The 17500-nt window shown below is 72.7% G+C and carries 5 protein-coding genes; 1 reads left to right on the forward strand and 4 read right to left on the reverse strand.

What is annotated here, in order from left to right; genetic code table 11:
* Positions 1–19 precede the first annotated feature (19 nt).
* Genes WME79_RS44945 through WME79_RS44960 form a run of 4 tightly spaced genes read right to left on the reverse strand, consistent with a single transcriptional unit; the run spans position 20 to position 14230 of the window.
* Positions 20–2398, reverse strand: a complete 2379-nt coding sequence (locus WME79_RS44945; protein ID WP_437528307.1) for a penicillin acylase family protein — start codon at positions 2396–2398, stop codon at positions 20–22.
* Entirely contained in the window at positions 2395–4083 is a 1689-nt protein-coding gene (locus WME79_RS44950; protein ID WP_437528309.1) for a cyclic peptide export ABC transporter, read from the reverse strand. Before WME79_RS44950 ends, WME79_RS44945 begins: the two co-directional genes overlap by 4 nt.
* Positions 4080–8876: a type I polyketide synthase gene (locus tag WME79_RS44955; RefSeq protein WP_437528311.1), complete on the reverse strand. Its 4797-nt coding sequence runs from the start codon at positions 8874–8876 to the stop codon at positions 4080–4082. The genes WME79_RS44950 and WME79_RS44955 overlap by 4 nt, the downstream gene beginning before the upstream one ends.
* Positions 8873–14230, reverse strand: a complete 5358-nt coding sequence (locus WME79_RS44960; protein ID WP_437528313.1) for an amino acid adenylation domain-containing protein — start codon at positions 14228–14230, stop codon at positions 8873–8875. Before WME79_RS44960 ends, WME79_RS44955 begins: the two co-directional genes overlap by 4 nt.
* Positions 14231–14835: 605 nt before the next feature.
* Here WME79_RS44960 and mxcH point away from each other — a divergent pair.
* Positions 14836–17469, forward strand: a complete 2634-nt coding sequence (gene mxcH, locus WME79_RS44965) for a TonB-dependent siderophore myxochelin receptor MxcH (RefSeq protein WP_437528315.1) — start codon at positions 14836–14838, stop codon at positions 17467–17469.
* The last annotated feature ends 31 nt before the right edge of the window (positions 17470–17500 follow it).

The raw sequence follows: 17500 nt of genomic DNA on the forward strand, positions 1-17500 counted from the left end.
TCGAGATGTGGTGATGACGTCAGCGGCGCTCGGGAACGAGCGTGAGCGTGTGGTCGGCCGGCCCTGCCAGGAGCGGCAGCGGGCGCCCGTCGACCCAGGCGCGCTGCTGATCGCGGTAGTGGGGCGACAGCGGGTCGCCTGACTGGCCGGCCGGCATGTGCAGGATGCCGTCCTGCTCGTGGCCGGGCGAGACGACGAGCCGCTCGCTCGCGCCGACCGAGCGGGTCGCGAGGCGCACGCAGAAGCCGCACCCCGGGAGCGGCTCGTCAGGCATGTTGAGGCGCGCGGCGAGCTCCGGGCTCGCGCCGAGCGGGTGCGCGATCCGCACCCGGCTCACCGCGCCCCACTCGAGCTGGTCGAGGGGCTGTCCGCCGTGCTCCTGCTTCACCGCGATCATGGCCTTCTCCAGCGCCGCCAGGACGAACGCGTCCCAGCCGCCCGCCGGCGCCGGCACCAGATCGGCCGATCGCGCGTCGAGGGCGCGCTGGAGGGGCGTGTCGATGTCGGGCAGCGCCAGCGTGAGGCCCGGCTCCGCGGCGCGGCTCGCGCCGAGCCACGCGGCGAACACGTCGTCGGTCAGGACGCGCCGGAACCGCATCAGGAGCGGCAGCCCGACGCCGGACACATCCGCTCGGCCGTCCCACGCGGCCGCCGCGCGCCGCGCCTCGGCGAGCGCTGGCCGCCTCGACACCGCCTCTTCGGTGAGCACGCGCAGCGCGAGGTCGCGGTAGAAGCCGAAGAACTCGGCGCGCGTATCGAGCTGCAGCTGGAACAGGTCCGCCTCGGTGACCGGGCGCGCCTCGCGCAGGCGCTCGGTGATGCGGTAGGCGCGGTAGCCGTTCGCATAATCGTGGCCGAGCACCGGCGCGCCCTCGCCCATCGGCATGCGGTGGTTGGCGTTGACGATGAACCCCGACGGCGGATCGACGATGCGCGGCAACGCGGCCGGGGCCAGGTAGCCGTCCCAGCCGGCGCGCCCGTCCGCCCAGGAGACGCTGACCGAGCCGTCGAACCCGCGGCGCCGGGGCATGCGCCCTGTCACCGTCCACGCCACGCGGCCGCCTCGATCGGCCAGGAGGACGTTGCACCCGGGCCCGCCGGCGGCGCTGAGCACGGCGACCGCCTCGTCGACGCTCCGGACCCGATCCATCTCGAGGAGCCCGAGGTCGACCCCCTCCGGATCGAGCGCTGTCCAGCGGACCGCGACCGGCGCTCCGAGGAGCGGCCTCGGCGCGACGGGCCCCCAGATCGTGCTGCGCACCGTGATGGTCGCGTCGGGCTCGCCGCGGACCTTGATCGTCTCCTGCGCGACGTCGAACCGCTTCCACCCCGAGGGCGTCAGGTACTCGTCCGGGCGCTCGGGGCGGGTCTCGAGCCGGACGAGATCCATCACGTCGCCGTGGAGGTTGGTCATCCCCCAGGCGACATGGCGGTTCGTCCCCACGATGACCAAGGGCAGGCCGGGCAGCACAACGCCCGCGACCTCGCGCTCGCCATAGCGGAGCTCCGCGCGATACCAGATGTTGGGGACGCCGAGCTCGAGGTGCATGTCGTTGGCGAGGATGGCGCGGCCGTCCCGCGTCCTCTTGCCGGCCACCGCCCAGCCGTTCGAGCCGACCGGCGCCTCGCCGGCGTCCTCGCTGAGCACGCGCTCGCGCTGCGGGCGCTCCTTCCGGCTCTGCGCCACCAGCGCTCGCAGCTCCTCGGCCGGCAGCGGCGGAGACGCGGTGTCCTGCGCGCCGAGCAGCGCCTTTGTGTACGGGTCGATGCTCTCGAGCAGGAAGGACATCACGCCCTTGGGGAGGCGCTGTGTCAGGACCGTTTGCGTCCGCTCGATGTCCTCGGTGGCGCTGAGGGCGTTGAACATCCCCAGCACCACGAGGACGCTGTCCTCGGGGCGCCACGGCTCGGGCCGATAGCCCAGCTTCTGGAACTCGATCGGCAGCGCCTCCGGGCTCCGGAGGACCGCGTTGACGCCGTCGGCGTACGCGTCGAGCGCGGCGCGCTGGCGCTCCGGCAGGCGCGAGAGGATCGCCGCCGCGGCCCGCGGGACGCCGTAGAGCCGCTGCCGGGTATCGGCCTCCAGCAGATCGCGGCCGAGGACCTCTGCGAGCCGCCCTCCGCTGCTCCGCCGGAGCAGGTCCATCTGGAACAGCCGGTCGCGCGCCGTGACGACGCCGAGGGCCCGGAGGGCGTCCTCCCGCGAGGCGGCGCGGATCGCGGGGATCCCCAGGCGATCGGACGTGACCGTCACCGCGTGCTCCAGGCCGGCCAACGTCGTTGCGTTGTCGGCGTGCGGCGCCGGGGCGCGGGCGGTGCCCTGGGTCTTCTCCGCGCAGCCGGCGATCGCCAGCGACGCGAGCGCCGAGAGGAGGAGTGAGCGAACGTTACGCCTCATATCGCGTGCGCCTCCCGCGCCGATCGCCGCTCCGCGCCGTCCCCCGCGGCGGTCGCGGGCAGCTGCGTGAGGCGGCCGAAGTCGAGCCGCAGGCAGCGATCCGCGAGCGCGAAGTACTGGTCGTCGTGCGTGATGACGAGGGCGGTCTTCCCCCTCGCCCGGAGCTCGGGCAAAAGCTCCGTGTAGAAGATCTTCCGGAACTGCGGGTCCTGATCGGAGGCCCACTCGTCGAAGACGTAGAACGGCCGGTCCTCGAGGTAGGCGGTGAGCAGGGCGAGGCGCTTGCGCTGCCCCTGCGACAGCCCGGTCACGCGGAGGGCGCCCTCCTCGACGCGCACCCGGTGATCCAGCTGCAGCCGCTCGAGGTAGCGGCGGGCGCGCTCGTCGAGGTCGGGGCCGCCGAGTCCGAGCAGCCTCTCGAAGAGGTGGTATTCCGCGAAGACGACCGAGAAGAGCTGCCGGTACCGCTCCCGACCCGCGTCGTCGATGGGCACGCCGTCGAGCCGTATCTCGCCGGACTCCGGCGTGTAGAGCCCGAGGAGCAGGAGGGACAGCGTCGTCTTGCCGCTGCCGTTGCCGCCGACGAGGTACACGATCTCGCCGGGCCGGAACGTCAGATCGATGGGCCCGAGCTGGAAGCTCCCGTCTTCCTTCTCCCGGTAATAGCGGTGCGTGACGCCGACCAGATCGAGGCGCTTCCACGCCGCGGGCGTGCCCTCCATGCCGCCGCCGCGCGGCTGCGGCGCGGCGCTCTCCAGCTCCGGCGTCAGGGAGAGGCCGAGCTCGTTCGCCTTCGAGAGCGCGACGCTGGCTCGCCCGACCGCCGGCAGGAACTCGACCGTCTGCGCGAACGGCGTCAGCAGGAACAGCATCGCCAGCACCACGCCCGACATCGCCGGCTGCGTGAGCCCTGCCCAGGCCGGGAGGGCGAAGAGCGTCAGCCCGAGGATCGCGTAGAAGAGCAGCGTGCCCCAGCCGATCGCGACGGAGAACTCGGTCGTGCCCGCCACGAAGTCCCGCTGGTACGTCGCGAGGCTCGTGCCGAGGGCGTCCGACATGAACGCCCGCCCGCGCCCGCCGTGCATCTTGAGCTCCTTGACGCCGCCCGTGAGCGCGCGGAAGTGCTGGAACAGGGCGTCGCTCGTCTCGCGGGCGCGCGTGAAGAAGCGGATCGCGCGCCCGTTGTGCGCCCGGAAGAGCACGGCGCCGAGCCCCATGGCGCCGATCACGATCGCCAGCGCCGACCACGAGATCCGCCCGATGTAGGCCAGGCAGCCGAGGACGGTGGCCACGTTGACGCAGAGGAGGGGCAGGAAGACGTACGCCTGCGTGATGACGGCCGGATCGTCGTTGAGCGCCGCCAGGAGCCGGTGGGGGCCGATCTGCTCGATGCGGCGCAGCGGCGCTTCGAGGATGCGCTTGCCGAGCTGCATGCGCAGCTCCGCGATCATGGCCTGTCCCAGCCGGGTCAGGAGCACCTGGGAGACGGCCTTGCTCAGCACGCCGAGGACGGCGAGCGCCGCGAACGCCCAGGCGAGGCGCGCGGCGGGGCGGCCGTCCGCGGAGAGCGCCTCCTGGACGAGCGCGATGATGCCGGCGCCCGCGAGCCCGCTGATCGCGCCGGCGGCGATGGCGAGCAGGAGGCGCCGGAGGTCGCGGCGCACGAGGAAGCCGAGCACGCTCATCGCCCGTCCTCCTTCGGTTCCTTCGCGGGGACCGGCTCGCCGTCCTGGCGGGCGGGGGCCTGCGCGTTCGCGCCGCCGGGGACCCGCCGCGCGGTCCGCGGCAGCGCGACCAGCGCCGGCTCGGGGCTAGGGCCCGCGGGGGCCTGGCCGCGCGCCTCGTGGATGCGCTCCGCGAGCGCGGCCACGGTCGGCCGCTCGAAGAACTCGCGGAGCGGCACCTCCACCTGGAACGCCTCGCGGACGCGGTTGAGGATCTGCAGGGCGAGGAGCGACTCGCCGCCGAGGGCGAAGAAGTCCTTCCTGGGATCGATGGGATCGATGCCGAACGCCCGCGCCCAGATCGCGGTCACCTGCGCTGTGATCGCCTCGGGCGACAGGCCCTCGGCTGCGCTGGCGGCCGCTGCCTCGGCGCGCCGGGGCGGCTCGTGGCTGCGGCCCGGCGCGGCGGCGTCGCCGGCGCCGAGCCGCCGCGCCAGGGCGGCGCCCTCGTCGTCCCTGGGCAGGCCGTGGAGCGGGCGGACCGAGACGATCACCTGCGGCAGCGCCGCCTGGCTCAGGACGCGGTGGAAGACCTGCTGGCCTTCTTCTGGGCTCATCCCGTCGCGGATCACGTCGTCGATCCCGAGGGCGAGGAGGCGCGCCTCGGCGCGGGCCGCCATGCCGACGTTGCGCCACCGATCGAGGTTGACGGAGATCGTGTACGGCCCGGCCCTGCGCGCGCAGGCCTGCGCGTACGCGTCGAGGAACGCGTTGGCGGCCGCGTAGCCTGCGTGGGCGAGGCCGCCGCTCAGCGCGGTGATCGAGGAGCAGAGCAGGACGAAATCCGGCTGGTGGACGCGGGCGATCTCGTCGATCGCCAGCGCGCCGAGCGCCTTGGGGCTGAGCTCCGCGTCCAGCGCGTCCGCGGTCAGCCGGTCGATGAGCCCGCCGGCGGCGACCCCGGCCGCGTGGATCACGCCGTGCAGGGCGCCGAACCGGTCGATCGCCTCGCGCGCGGCGGCGCGCATCTGTGAGGCGTCGGCGACGTCGGCGCGCAGCGCGAGCACCTCGGCGCCGGCCTGCTCGAGCGAGAGGAGCCGCGCGCGTTGCTCGTCGGTCGGAGCGGAGCGACCCGTGAGGATGAGCCGCGCGCGCGCCGTGCGGGCGAGGTAGTCCGCGAGCCAGAGGCCGATGCCGCCCAGCCCGCCGGTGATGAGGTAGACGCCGCGCTCTCGCAGCAAGGGGGGCGCCGCCTGTGCTGGCCTCAGCGCGACCGGCTCGACGGCGGGCGTCCAGCGGTGGTGGCCGCGGTAGGCGATGACGGTGTCGGCGGCGCCGGAGCGCGCCTCTGCGAGGATCCGCTCGACGAGGCGATCGGCCTCGGCGGCGTCCGGGACGGGGGCCTCGAGATCGAGCACGCGGCAGCGCACGTGCGGGTACTCCAGCGGGACGCTCCTGCAGACGCCGAGGAGCGGGGCGTGCTCGGGGCGCAGGGATTCCCGGCCGGTCAGGTCGTGCAGGCCGCTGGCGAGCGTGACGAGGTGGGCGCCGCCGGGCTGCTGGCCCAGCGCCCGTGCCAGCCAGAGCAGGCTGGCGGAGCCGCGGCGCTGCGCTTCGCGGAACGCGCCCGGGTCGAGCTGCGTCTCTCGCGCGGCGTCGCGGCGGTCGCGCGGGTCGCCGAGGCTGAAGGCGTGCACGACGCGCGTGGGCGGCCCCGCGCTTGCGCCGAGGTCGCGGAGGAGCGCGGCGTAGTCCTCGGGCTGGTCCAGGCGGAGCGTGAAGGAGCGCTCCGAGAGGCGCTCGAAGCGCTCGCCGCTCCGGACACGGGTGACCCGCCGGCTGGCGCGCTCGAGCCGCTCCACGAGCCGGGGGCCAATCGCATCCTCGTCCGTGAAGACGAGCCAGTGCGTCTCGTCGGCGTCAGCCGCGAGCGCGAGTGGTTCCAGGGGGGAGCGCTTCCACGATGGGACGTAGAAAATTCCATCCAGATCGGACGGTGCCCGCACCGAGGCTGAGGTCGAGCCGACCGAGGTTGAGGTCCCGACCGAGGTTGAGGTCCCGACCGAGGTTGAGGTCTCGACCGAGGTTGAGGTCGAACCGACCGAGGTTGAGGTCGAGCCGACCGAGGTTGAGGTCGTCCTCGCGCCAGGGCGCTCCAGCCAGTACCGCTTTCGCTCGAACGGGGTCGCCGGCAGCGCGACGCGCCGCCGGTGCCGCCCCGCCTGCAGGCCTGCCCAGTCCACCGCAGCGCCGGCAGCCCAGACCTGCCCGACCGCGTCGAGCAGCGCCGCCCCTGCCGCGCCCTGGTGTGCAGGCTCGCGCCCCATGGGCATCGACGCGAGCGCCAGCGACTCCCCCGCGAGCTGCCGGCTCAGCGCCGTGAGCGTCTGCCCCGGCCCGACCTCCAGAAAGATCCGCTCCGAATGCTCCCGCAGGGTTCGCACGCCATCGGCGAAGCGGACCGTGCTGCGCAGGTGCCGGACCCAGTACTCGGGATCCTGCGCTTCGGCCGCCGTGATCCATGTCCCGCTGACGTTCGAGATCCACGGGATGCGCGGCGTCCGCAGCGTGGTCCTCGCCACCGCGTCGCGGAACGCCGCGAGGGAGCCGTCCATCAGGTGCGAGTGGAAGGCGCGCGCCGTGCGCAGCCGGCGCGCCTCGATCCCCCGACCCGCGAGCTCCTGCTCGACCCGCTGGATCGCCGCCGCCCTTCCGGACAGCACGCACTGCCGCGGCCCGTTGACGGCGGCCAGCGCGACCTCGTCGCCGAGCCAGCCCGCGACCTCCGCCTCGGCCGCGGACACCGCGAGCATCGCCCCGTCCGGCGTCGCCTCCATCAGCCGCCCCCGCGCCGCCACCAGCGCCACGGCGTCCTCGAGCGACAGGCACCCCGCGAGGCAGGCGGCCACGTACTCGCCCACGCTGTGCCCGAGCATCGCGTCGGGCGTCACGCCCCAGGCCATCCACAGCCGCGCGAGCGCGTACTCCACGACGAACAGCGCCGGCTGCGTCATCGATGTCCGATCGAGCCGCCTCGCGGCGTCCTCGACGTCCGCGGGCGCCGGGAACAGCAGCGCCCGCAGGTCCGTACCCAGGTGCCGCTGCAGCAGCGAAGCGCAGGCGTCGACCTCGGCCCGGAACACGGGCTCGGTCTCGTAGAGATCGCGGCCCATGTTGGGGCGCTGGGTGCCCTGCCCGGGGAACAGGAACGCGACCGGCCGCGGTCCGGCCGCGGGCCCGCCGGTCCGCAGCGCGTCGCTCCGATCGCGCAGCGCGCGCGCGGCCTCCTCCCGCGAGCGGCACACCACCGCGCGGCGGTGGCCGAACGCCCGGCGCCCGAGCTGCTGCGTGAACGCCACGTCGCCGAGCTCGAGATCGGCGCGGGTCTCCAGGTGCTCCGCGAGCGCGTCGGTCAGGCGCTCGAGCGACGCGCTCGACCGGGCCGACAGCACGAGCAGCTCGCACGGCCGGGGCGGGTCCGCCTCTGGCGGGGGCGGCGCCTCCTCGAGGACGACGTGCGCGTTCGTGCCGCCGATGCCGAAGGAGCTCACGCCAGCGCGGCGCGGGGCGCCTGGGGTCGACCAGGCCGCGAGCTCGGCGGCCACGCGGAAGGGGCTGTTCTCGAGGTCGAGCGCCGGGTTCGGCGCGCGGAAGTGCAGGCTCGGCGGGATGTTCCCGTGGGCCACGGCGAGCGCCGCCTTGATCAGCCCAGTGACCCCTGCGGCTGCGTCCAGGTGCCCGACGTTGGTCTTCACCGAGCCGATCGCGCAGAAGCCCTTCCGGTCGGTCGTCGCGCGGAAGACCTGGGTCAGCGCGGCGATCTCGATCGGATCGCCGAGCGGCGTCCCGGTGCCGTGCGCCTCCACGTACGTGATGGAGTCCGCGTCCACGCCTGCGGCCGCGTGGGCCGCGCGGATCGCGCGCGCCTGGCCGTCGATGCGCGGCGCGGTGTACCCGACCTTGGCCCGGCCGTCGTTGTTGATGGCCGATCCCTTGATGACCGCGAGGATCGCGTCCCGATCCGCGATGGCGTCGTCGAGCCGCTTCAGGAGGACCACGCCGACGCCGCTGCCGCCGACGGTACCGCGGGCGCCGGCGTCGAACGCGCGGCAGTGGCCGTCGGGCGACGCGATCGCGCCTTCCTGGTAGAGGTAACCGCTCTTCTGCGGGACGCCGACGGAGGCGCCGCCCGCCAGCGCCAGATCGCACTCGCCGCCGAGGAGCCCCTGGCAGGCCAGGTGCACGGCGACGAGCGACGTGGAGCACGCCGTCTGCACGGCGATGCTCGGCCCTTCCAGGTTCAGCTTGTACGACACGCGGGTCGTGAGGAAGTCCTTGTCGAGCGCGAGCAGCGCCGCGACGTCCGCCGCCGATTGCAGGCGCGGCCCGTCCGGGAAGAGGTGGGCCAGGTACCCGCTCAGGCTCGATCCGGCGTACACGCCGACCGGGCCGCCCGCGCGCTCGGGGTCGATCCCGGCGTTCTCGAACGCCTCCCACGCGCACTCCAGGAACAGCCGGTGCTGCGGATCCAGCGCCGCGGCCTCGCGCGGCGTGAACCCGAAGAGCTCCGCGTCGAACATCTCGATGTCGTCGAGCACCGCGCGCGCCCGCACGTACTCGGGCCGCGCGATCAGCGCGGGGTCAACGCCCGCGCCGAGGAGCTCCTCCTCGGTGAGAAGGGAGACGGACTCGACGCCCGCGCAGAGGTTGCGCCAGAACGTCGCCACGTCCGGCGCGCCCGGGAAGCGCCCGGCCATACCGATGATCGCGATGTCCAGGCCCGGGCGGGGCTCGCCGCTGGTCGGTGTCGTCATTTCTTGGTCTCCAGTCCGCCGCGCCGACGCGCGAAGATCTCCCCGCGCCGCTGCTGCGCGGCTCTCGCCCGCTCGCCCTCCGGCGCTCCGCCCTGCGGCGCCGTCTCGGCGCTGGGATCCCGGCTCAACGCCGCCGCGAGCGAGGCGATGGTGGGGTGCTGGAACAGGACCAGCAGCCGCAGATCACGGTCCACCGTGTCGCGCAGCCGGCTGTGGACCTTGGCCAGCAAGAGCGAGTGTCCACCCAGATCGAAGAAGTTGTCGTGAATGCCGACCTGCGGGACCGACAGCACCTCTCGCCAGAGCGCCGCGATGGTGCGCTCGAGGTCGGTTCGCGGCGGCGTCACGGCCCTGGCGGGCGCGTCGAGCTGCTCGGGCGCGGGCAGGGCGCGCCGGTCGACCTTGCCGTTGGGCGACAGCGGCATGCGGTCGAGCACGACGATGGGCGAGGGCACCATGTACGCCGGGAGGACCTCGCCGAGCCACGCGCGGAGCGTCTTCGGATCGAGGGCAGCGCCGTCGCGGCCGGCGACGTAGGCGACGAGGCGCTTTCCGCCGTGGGCCTCGTCGCGGGCGAGGACGATGGCCTCGCCGACGCCGTGGTGCTGGAGCAGGCGGGCCTCGATCTCGCCGAGCTCGACGCGCAGGCCGCGGATCTTGACCTGGAAGTCGAGGCGGCCGAGGAACTCGATGGCTCCGTCGGGGCGATGGCGCGCCAGATCGCCAGTCCGGTACAGCCTCCCTCCCGGGGCGGAGCCGAACGGATCGGGCACGAAGCGCTCCGCGGTGAGGGCGGGGCGACGGTGATAGCCGCGGGCGAGGCCGACGCCGCCGATGTGGAGCTCGCCGGCGACGCCCGCGGGCACGGGCTGGCCGTGGCGGTCGAGCAGGTAGATCTGGGTGTTGGCGATGGGGTAGCCGATGGGCACCGAGGCGGAGGAGTCCCCTCGCTCGCAGGCCCAGTACGTCACATCGATGGAGGCCTCGGTGGGGCCATAGAGGTTGTGGAGCTCGGCGTGATCGAGCCGCTCGAAGCACCGCCGCGCGAGCTCCGCTGGCAGCGCCTCGCCGCTGCAGATGATCCGGCGCAGCGACCGGCACGAGTCCACGCCCGGCGTCTCCAGGAAGGCCTGGAGCATGGGCGGGACGAAGTGCAATGTGGTGACGCCGTGGCGCGTGATCAGCTCGACGAGCCGCTCGCCGTCGCGGTGGTCGCCGGGCCTGGCGACGACGAGGCCAGCGCCGGTGATCAAGGGCCAGAAGAACTCCCAGACCGAGACATCGAAGCTGAAGGGGGTCTTCTGCAACACCCGGTCATCCGGGGTGAGGCCGTAGCGCTCCTGCATCCATTGCAGGCGGTTGAGCAGGCCACGGTGGCTGTTGCCGGCGCCCTTGGGACGCCCGGTCGAGCCGGAGGTGTAGATGGTGTAAGCGAGGTTGTCCGGCGACAGCGGGGTCGCGAGGTTGCCCGTCGGCTCCCTGTCGATCTCGGCGCGATCTGCGTCCAGGCACAGCACCTGGGCGCCGTGCGCCGGCAGGCGCGACGCCACGGGCCACTGGCTCAGCAGGACCGGCGCGGCCGCGTCCTCGAGCATGAACGCGATGCGGTCGATCGGGTAATCGGGATCGATCGGCACGTAGGCGCCGCCGGCCTTGAGGATGCCGAGCAGCCCGACGACGAGCTCGACGGAGCGCTCTGCGGCGATGGCCACGAGCACGTCGGGCCCCACGCCGCGCTTCCTGAGCGCGTGCGCCACCTGATTGGCGCGCTCGTTGAGCTCTCGATAGCTCAGCCGCTTCTCATCGAAGATCACCGCCACGGCGTCCGGCGCCCGCTCCGCCTGCGCCTCGAAGAGCTCGTGGACGCGCCGCTCGTCCGGAGTTGCGCGCTCGGTCGCGTTCCAGCCGACGAGGACCTGCCTCCGCTCGGCCGCATCCATCATCGGCAGATCGGCCAGCCGGATCTCTGGATTGGCGACGAAGCCCTCGAGGATGGCGAGGAGGTGCCGTGTCATCCGCGCGACCGTCGCGCCGTCGAAGAGATCGGTGTTGTATTCCCAGGCGCCGCGCGCTCCCTGGCCGTCAGGGACCAGGTTGAGCGCCAGATCGAACTGGGCCGTCCCCGTGTCCACCCGCTGCACGCCGATCGCGAGGCCGGGGATCTCCGGCGCCTGCTCGGGCGCGGGATCCATGGTGATCATCACGTTGAACAGCGGCGTGTGGCTGAGGTTCCGCTCGAGGGACAGCGCCTCGAGGACGCGCTCGAACGGCACCTCCTGGTGCGCCTGCCCCTCGAGGATCGCCGCGCGGACGCGGGCGAGGAGCTCGGTGACGCTGGGGTTCCCCGAGACGTCGACGCGCAGCGCCAGGGTGTTGAGCAGGCACCCGACGACGCCCTCCAGGGCCGCCCGCGGCCGCGCGGTGACCGGCGTCCCGATGCAGACATCGCCCTGGCCCGTGTACCGGTGCAGCAGCGAGAAGAGCCCCGCCGCCACGATCGTGAACAGCGTGGCGCCCGTCCGCCGCCCGAGGGCGCTCAGCCGCGCCACGAGCTCCGGCGGCAGCGCGAGATCCTCGCGCGCGCCCGCGTAGGTCTGGACCGCGGGCCGCGGCCGATCGGTGGGGAGCTCGAGGGGAGGCACAGGCCCCTTCAGCCGATCGCGCCAGTACGAGAGCTCCCGTTCGCGCGCCGCGGCCTGTTCGTTCTGGCGCTGCCACAGCGCGTGATCCGCCTGCTGCAGCGCGAGCGGCGCGAGCGCCGGGGACCGCCCCGCGGCGAACGCGCCGTAGAGCAACGAGAGCTCCCGCAGGAGCACGTTCATCGACCAGCCGTCCGCGATGAGGTGATGGCAGGTGATCGAGAGCACGTGCTCTCGCTCGCCCGTGCGGAGGAGCGTCCAGCGCACGGGCGGCGCCTCGGCCAGGTCGAACGCGCGCCGCGCCTCCTCGCGCAGGCGCGCTTGCACGGCGGACTCCCGCGCTTCCTCTGAAAGAGCGCTCATGTCCTCCAGCGGCAGCGCGACCGGTGCAGGCGGCGCGATCCTCTGAATGGGCCTTCCTTCGACAGAGGGAAAGCTGGTGCGGAGGGCCTCGTGGCGGGCCACGAGCTCCGTCACCGCCCTCTCGAGCGCCCCCGCGTCGAGGGCCCCGGTGAGCCGCACGGCCGCCGCGATGTGATAGACCGGCGCCCCCGCGACCAGCTGCTCCAGGAACCAGAGGCGCTCCTGCACGAGGGACAGCGGCAGCCGCTCCGGCCGCTCCACCGGCGCGAGCGTCGCGCCCCCGCCCGTCGCGGGTCCGCCTGCGGGCGCGCCGGCCTGCTTCGCCTCGATCCAGGCCGCGAGCGCCGCGACCGTCGTCGACTCGAAGAGCTGCGCCGGCCCCACGTCGATGCCGAGGGCCTCGCTCACCCGGCCGCTCACCTGCATGGCTCGCAGCGAGTCGCCGCCCAGGCTCAGGAACTCCTCGCTCCGGCCGACCCGCGCGCGCCCCAGCACCTCGGCCCAGATGCCTGCCAGCGTGGTCTCCAGCGCCGTTTGCGGCGGCTCCGCGCTCTCGGCCTCGACGCCCGCGCGCGCCCCGGGCGCCGACTGCCACACAGCGTCCAGCGATCCCTCCAGGAACCGCCCGCGGCACGCCCTCCGCTGCACCTTGCCGCTCGTGGTCCGCGGCAGGCTCCCCGGCTTGATGAGCACCACCGCGTGGACCGAGACCTCGTGCCGATCGGCCACGGCGCGCTCGATCGCCGCCCCGAGCTCCGCCGGCTCAGCCGGCCCCGCCGTGGGCGCGCGCCGCCCGAGCTCCTGGACGATGACGACGCGCTCCTCGCCGTCGACGTCCACCGAGAACGCCGCGCCGCCGCCGGCGCGGAGGCCCGGATGGCTCTCCTCCGCGGTGAGCTCGATGTCCTGCGGGTAGAGGTTGCGCCCGCGGACGATGATCAGGTCCTTGAGCCGGCCCGTCACATACAGCTCGCCGCGCGAGAAGAACCCGAGATCGCCGGTCCGCAGGAACGGCCCTCCTCCCGTGGAGAGCCGGGCCTCGAACGTCAGCGCCGTCTCCTCCGGCCGCTCCCAGTAGCCCTGGGCCACGCTCGCTCCGGCGACCCAGATCTCCCCGACGCGCTCGTCCTTGCAGGGCCTGAGCGTCTCTGGATCGACGATCCGCACCTCGTCGCCTGCGGGTGATCCCCCGCAGCCCACGAGGGAGACACCGTCCTCTGGCCTGCGCGGCTCGAACACCGCGTGTCCCTGGGCCAGACCGGCGCGGTCGACGGCGCGCACGACGGGCGGCGCGTCGGCCGCTCCGCCGGTCACGAGCAGCGTCGCCTCGGCCAGCCCGTAGCAGGGATAGAACGCGTCACGCCGGAACCCTGCAGGCGCGAACGCCTCGGCGAAGCGGTCGAGCGTCGCCGCCCGGATCGGCTCGGCCCCGTTGAAGGCCACCTTCCATGAGCTGAGATCGAGCCCTTCCCGCTGCTCCGGCGGGATCTTCCGGATGCACAGCTCGTAGGCGAAGTTCGGCCCGCCGCTCGTCGTGGCCCGGTAACGCGAGATGGCCTCCAGCCATCGCCGCGGCCTCATCAGGAAGTGCTCGGGCGCGAGCTGGATGCACGGCACGCCCACGTAGAGCGGCTGGAGGATGTTGCCGATGAGCCCCATGTCGTGGTGCGGCGGCAGCCACCCGACGATCACGCTCTCCTCGGTGTGCGCGAACGCGCGCTGGATCATCAGCTCGTTGCGCAGCAGGTTGCCGTGCGTGAGCACCACGCCCTTGGGCGTCCCGGTGGAGCCCGAGGTGTACTGGAGGAACGCCACGGTCTCGGCCGTCACGCGTGGCGCTCGCCACGCGTCTTCCTGGCCGTCCCGGATCGTGTCGACGGCCATGCAGCGCAGGTGGCTCAGCTCGGCGAAGCTCGGGTCGTCGCGGAGCATCGTCACCGCGCCCAGGAACGCCTCGGTGGTGAGCACGACGCTCGGCCGGCAGTCGCGCACGATGGCCAGCACGCGCATCAACCCGCTCTTGCGCTGCGGCAGCGGGACCGGCACCGCGACGAGCCCCGCGTAGAGGCAGCCGAAGAAGGCAGCGATGAAATCGAGCCCCGGCGGCACCAGCAGGAGCGCGCGGTCACCCGCCTGCGCGCCGGCCTGGAGCTCCGCGGCGAGCGCGCGCGCCCGCCGATCGAGCTCGCCGTACGTCATCGCGCGGGCGTCCGCCTCCCCGTCGACCAGGAAGGTGGTTGCGTGCCCTGACGGGCGCTGCTCCGCGCGACGCCGGAGCAGCGCGACCAGCGTCGCAGGCTCGGCCGCGCCGCGATCGCTGATTGCAGGCCCAGAGGATCGGTTCGACTCCATCGCCACTTCAGCTCCCGACGAAGAAAGCCCGACAAAAGAAGTCCCGCTTACCAAGCTCTGGGCTCCGAGCCTGATGACGCAAAGCGTCGTAAACGCGAAACGCTGGACAGCTCCCTCAGCGACCGCGTCACACGCCTGTTGACGCAATGTTGAAATTGAAAATGATGATCAACTTCTGGTCGGCGGTTCTATGGAATACAGATCCGAGTGCTGTCAAGGCAAAAACCGACACCGGTCCGCGAGGATGCGCGACGAGGGCGAACGGAGCGGCGGGACGGGGCCGGGGGCGCTGAGGGGGTCTGGCGGGTCGTGGACGGACGGCGGAGCGGTCCGGTCCGGTCAGCGGGGTGCTCCCGGTCCACCTCGGAGGGACCAGGCGACCGCCCATAGGCGCACGGAGAATCCATTGTAGATGGAATTTTGAGTTCTGGACGATGCAGCCTGTCGAAAAATGAAATTGAATTCTGTTTTCATCTTGGGTACCGGAAGTTTTGGACATGTTTGTCAGTTCGGTTCCTCAGCCGCCGCGTTCCGAGCCGCGGGCCAGGTTCAAGGTGGACGCGGTGGCGCGAGGTGCTCTCGCGCGTCGAGGCCCGCTTGCAGGCGTGTTGACCTTCCTGCTGCTCGGCCTGCAGGCACCAGCGCACGCTCAGGACGGAGGCCCGCCCGAGCGCGCGGGGGAGGACCGTGAGCCGCGCGTGGACGCGCCTGCCACCGGCTCGCCTGACGTGGAGCGCTCACCGCCCAGCGCTGAAGGCCCCCGGATCGAGCCGCCGCAGCTGATCGACCTCGCCGAGGCCGAGTACCCGCAGGCGGCCCGAGCGGCACGACGGGAGGGCAAGGTCGTGTTGAAGCTCCTGATCGACGCGGCGGGGCGCGTGACCGAGGCCGAGGTCACGGGTCCAATCGGTGACGGGTTCGACGAGGCCGCCCGCGCCGCGCTGCTCCGGTCCCGCTTCACGCCGGCGCGTCGGGACGGCACGCCGGTCGCTGCACGGATCCTCTACAGCTACGAGTTCCGGCTCCCCGAGGAGCCGAAAGCCGAGCCCTCCCCCTCGGCGACGGGAAGCGGGGTCACGGTCACGGGCGCGGCAACGACCATTCCCCCGCCGGCGAAGGGGCCCGATCCGGCGAACAACGCAGCTCTCCCGCCGGCGAAGGGGCCCGACCCGGCGAACAACGCAGCGCCAGCCGAGGTGACCGTGCGCGGCGCCGCGATGGCCGAGCGCCTCCGGCAATCCGCGCAGGCGATCACGGTCATCGAGACCGAGGAGGCGCAGCGCAGGACCGCCGACCTGGGCGAGGTGCTCGCCCGGACCCAGGGCGTCGGCGTGAGGAAGAGCGCGGGGCTCGGCTCCTGGGCGCGCTTCTCGCTGAACGGCCTCACGGACGAGCAGATACGCTTCTTCATCGACGGCGTGCCGCTCGATCTCGCGGGGTACCCGTTCGGCGTCTCGAACGTGCCTGTGAACCTGGTCGAGCGCGTCGAGATCTACCGCGGCGTGGTCCCGGTGCGCTTCGGCGCCGACGCGCTGGGCGGGGCCATCAACCTGGTCACGGATCGGGACGTCCGCGGCACCCATGGCGCGGCGTCGTACGAAGTCGGCTCCTACGACACCCACCGGCTCACGCTCTCGGCGCGGCACCTGGACGAGCCGAGCGGCTTCTTCACCCGCGTGAGCGGCTTCTTCGACTACGCGAAGAACGACTATCCGGTCGATGTCCAGGTGGTGGACTTCAAGACCGGGCGCAAGGACTCCGAGTTCACCCGCGTCCGCCGCTTCCACGACGCCTACCGGGCGGCGGGCGGGAGCGCCGAGGTCGGCTTCGTGAATCGGCCCTGGGCGCGGCGGCTGCTCCTGCGCGCCTTCGTCACCGATTACGACAAGGAGCATCAGCACAAGTTCGGCGTCATGGAGACGCCCTATGGCGAGGTCACGAACGGCGAGACCGCGCCGGGCGCGACGCTCCAGTACGAGCAAGGGCTCGCCCGAGGCGTCGCGCTCGAAGCGCTCGCCGGGTACACGTATGGGCGCGCCACGTTCCTCGACGTCAGCGAGTGCAACTACGACTGGTTCGGTCGCTGCCGCAGCAAGCGCCCCAATCCAGGCGAGGACGAGACGTCCCCCCGGGATCGGGTGTTCCGGGAGCACAGCGTCCTCGGCCGCTTGAACCTCCGCTATCGGCCCCACCCGGAGCACGCGCTGCAGCTCTCCGTGTCTCCGACGTTCATCACGCGCACGGCAGAAGAGCGCAGGCAGGACAATGACGCCCGCGAGCAGCTCAAGGGCGCGCACAGCCTGTTCACCTTGGTGCTCGGCGTCGAGCATCAGCTCAACCTGTTCGACGATCGCCTGGAGAACAGCTTCTTCGTGAAGGACTACGTGCAGCTGCTCCGCATGACGGGGCGCCTCCCGGGGCTCCACGGGTTCTTCGACCAGCGGGAGCGCGACACCCACCGCCTCGGCTTCGGCGATGGCCTCCGCTATCGCTTCTCGGAGTGGCTCTACGCCAAGGCGTCGTACGAGTGGACGACGCGGCTCCCGCGGCCCGTCGAGGTGTTCGGCGACGGGGCGATGATCGTCCCCAACCTCGCGCTCAAGCCCGAGACGAGCCACAACGGAAACGTCGGCTTCACGATCGACGCGCGCGACACCGCGTCGGGCGCGTGGCGGCTCGACGCGAACGGCTTTGTCCGCGCGATCGAGCGGCTCATCGTGCTGAACAACCGCACGGACTCGATCCAGTACATCCACGTCTCGGGGGCACGGTCGCTGGGCATCGAGGCCGCCGCCGGCTGGACGTCGCCGGGGGAGTACCTCGCCCTCGACGGCAACATCACCTATGACGATTTTCGCAAGGCGTCCGACGAAGGGAACTTCGCTGGCTCCGAGGGCGAACGGCTGCCGAACCGGCCGTGGCTCTTCGCCAACGGCTCGGCGCGCGTGCAGCTCCAGGAGGTCGTCGCGCCGCGCGACGCGATCTCGCTCACCTGGGATACGCGCTACGTGCGCGAGTTCTACCTTGGCTTCGCGAACTGGGGGTTGGTCGAGTCCAAGCCCAAGGTGCCCTCGCAGCTCCTTCACTCGCTCGCGCTCACCTACGTCGCGCGCGACGAGCCGCGCACGGTGAGCTTCACCATCGAGGCTCACAACCTCACCAACGAGCTGGCCTTCGATTTCTACGGTGTCCAGCGACCCGGGCGGACGTTGTTCTCCAAGGCGACGCTGGAGATGTGATGACGACGATGTCGAGGTGAGCCGTTTCGCT

The organism is Sorangium sp. So ce726 (genome assembly GCF_051521405.1).
Lineage (GTDB): Bacteria > Myxococcota_A > Polyangia > Polyangiales > Polyangiaceae > Sorangium.

Excerpts from the sequence above, each read along its gene's own strand:
- WME79_RS44945 (WP_437528307.1), bottom strand. The coding sequence starts at position 2,398 with ATGAGGCGTAACGTTCGCTCACTCCTCCTCTCGGCGCTCGCGTCGCTG.
- WME79_RS44950 (WP_437528309.1), bottom strand. The coding sequence starts at position 4,083 with ATGAGCGTGCTCGGCTTCCTCGTGCGCCGCGACCTCCGGCGCCTCCTG.
- WME79_RS44955 (WP_437528311.1), bottom strand. The coding sequence starts at position 8,876 with ATGACGACACCGACCAGCGGCGAGCCCCGCCCGGGCCTGGACATCGCG.
- WME79_RS44960 (WP_437528313.1), bottom strand. The coding sequence starts at position 14,230 with ATGGAGTCGAACCGATCCTCTGGGCCTGCAATCAGCGATCGCGGCGCG.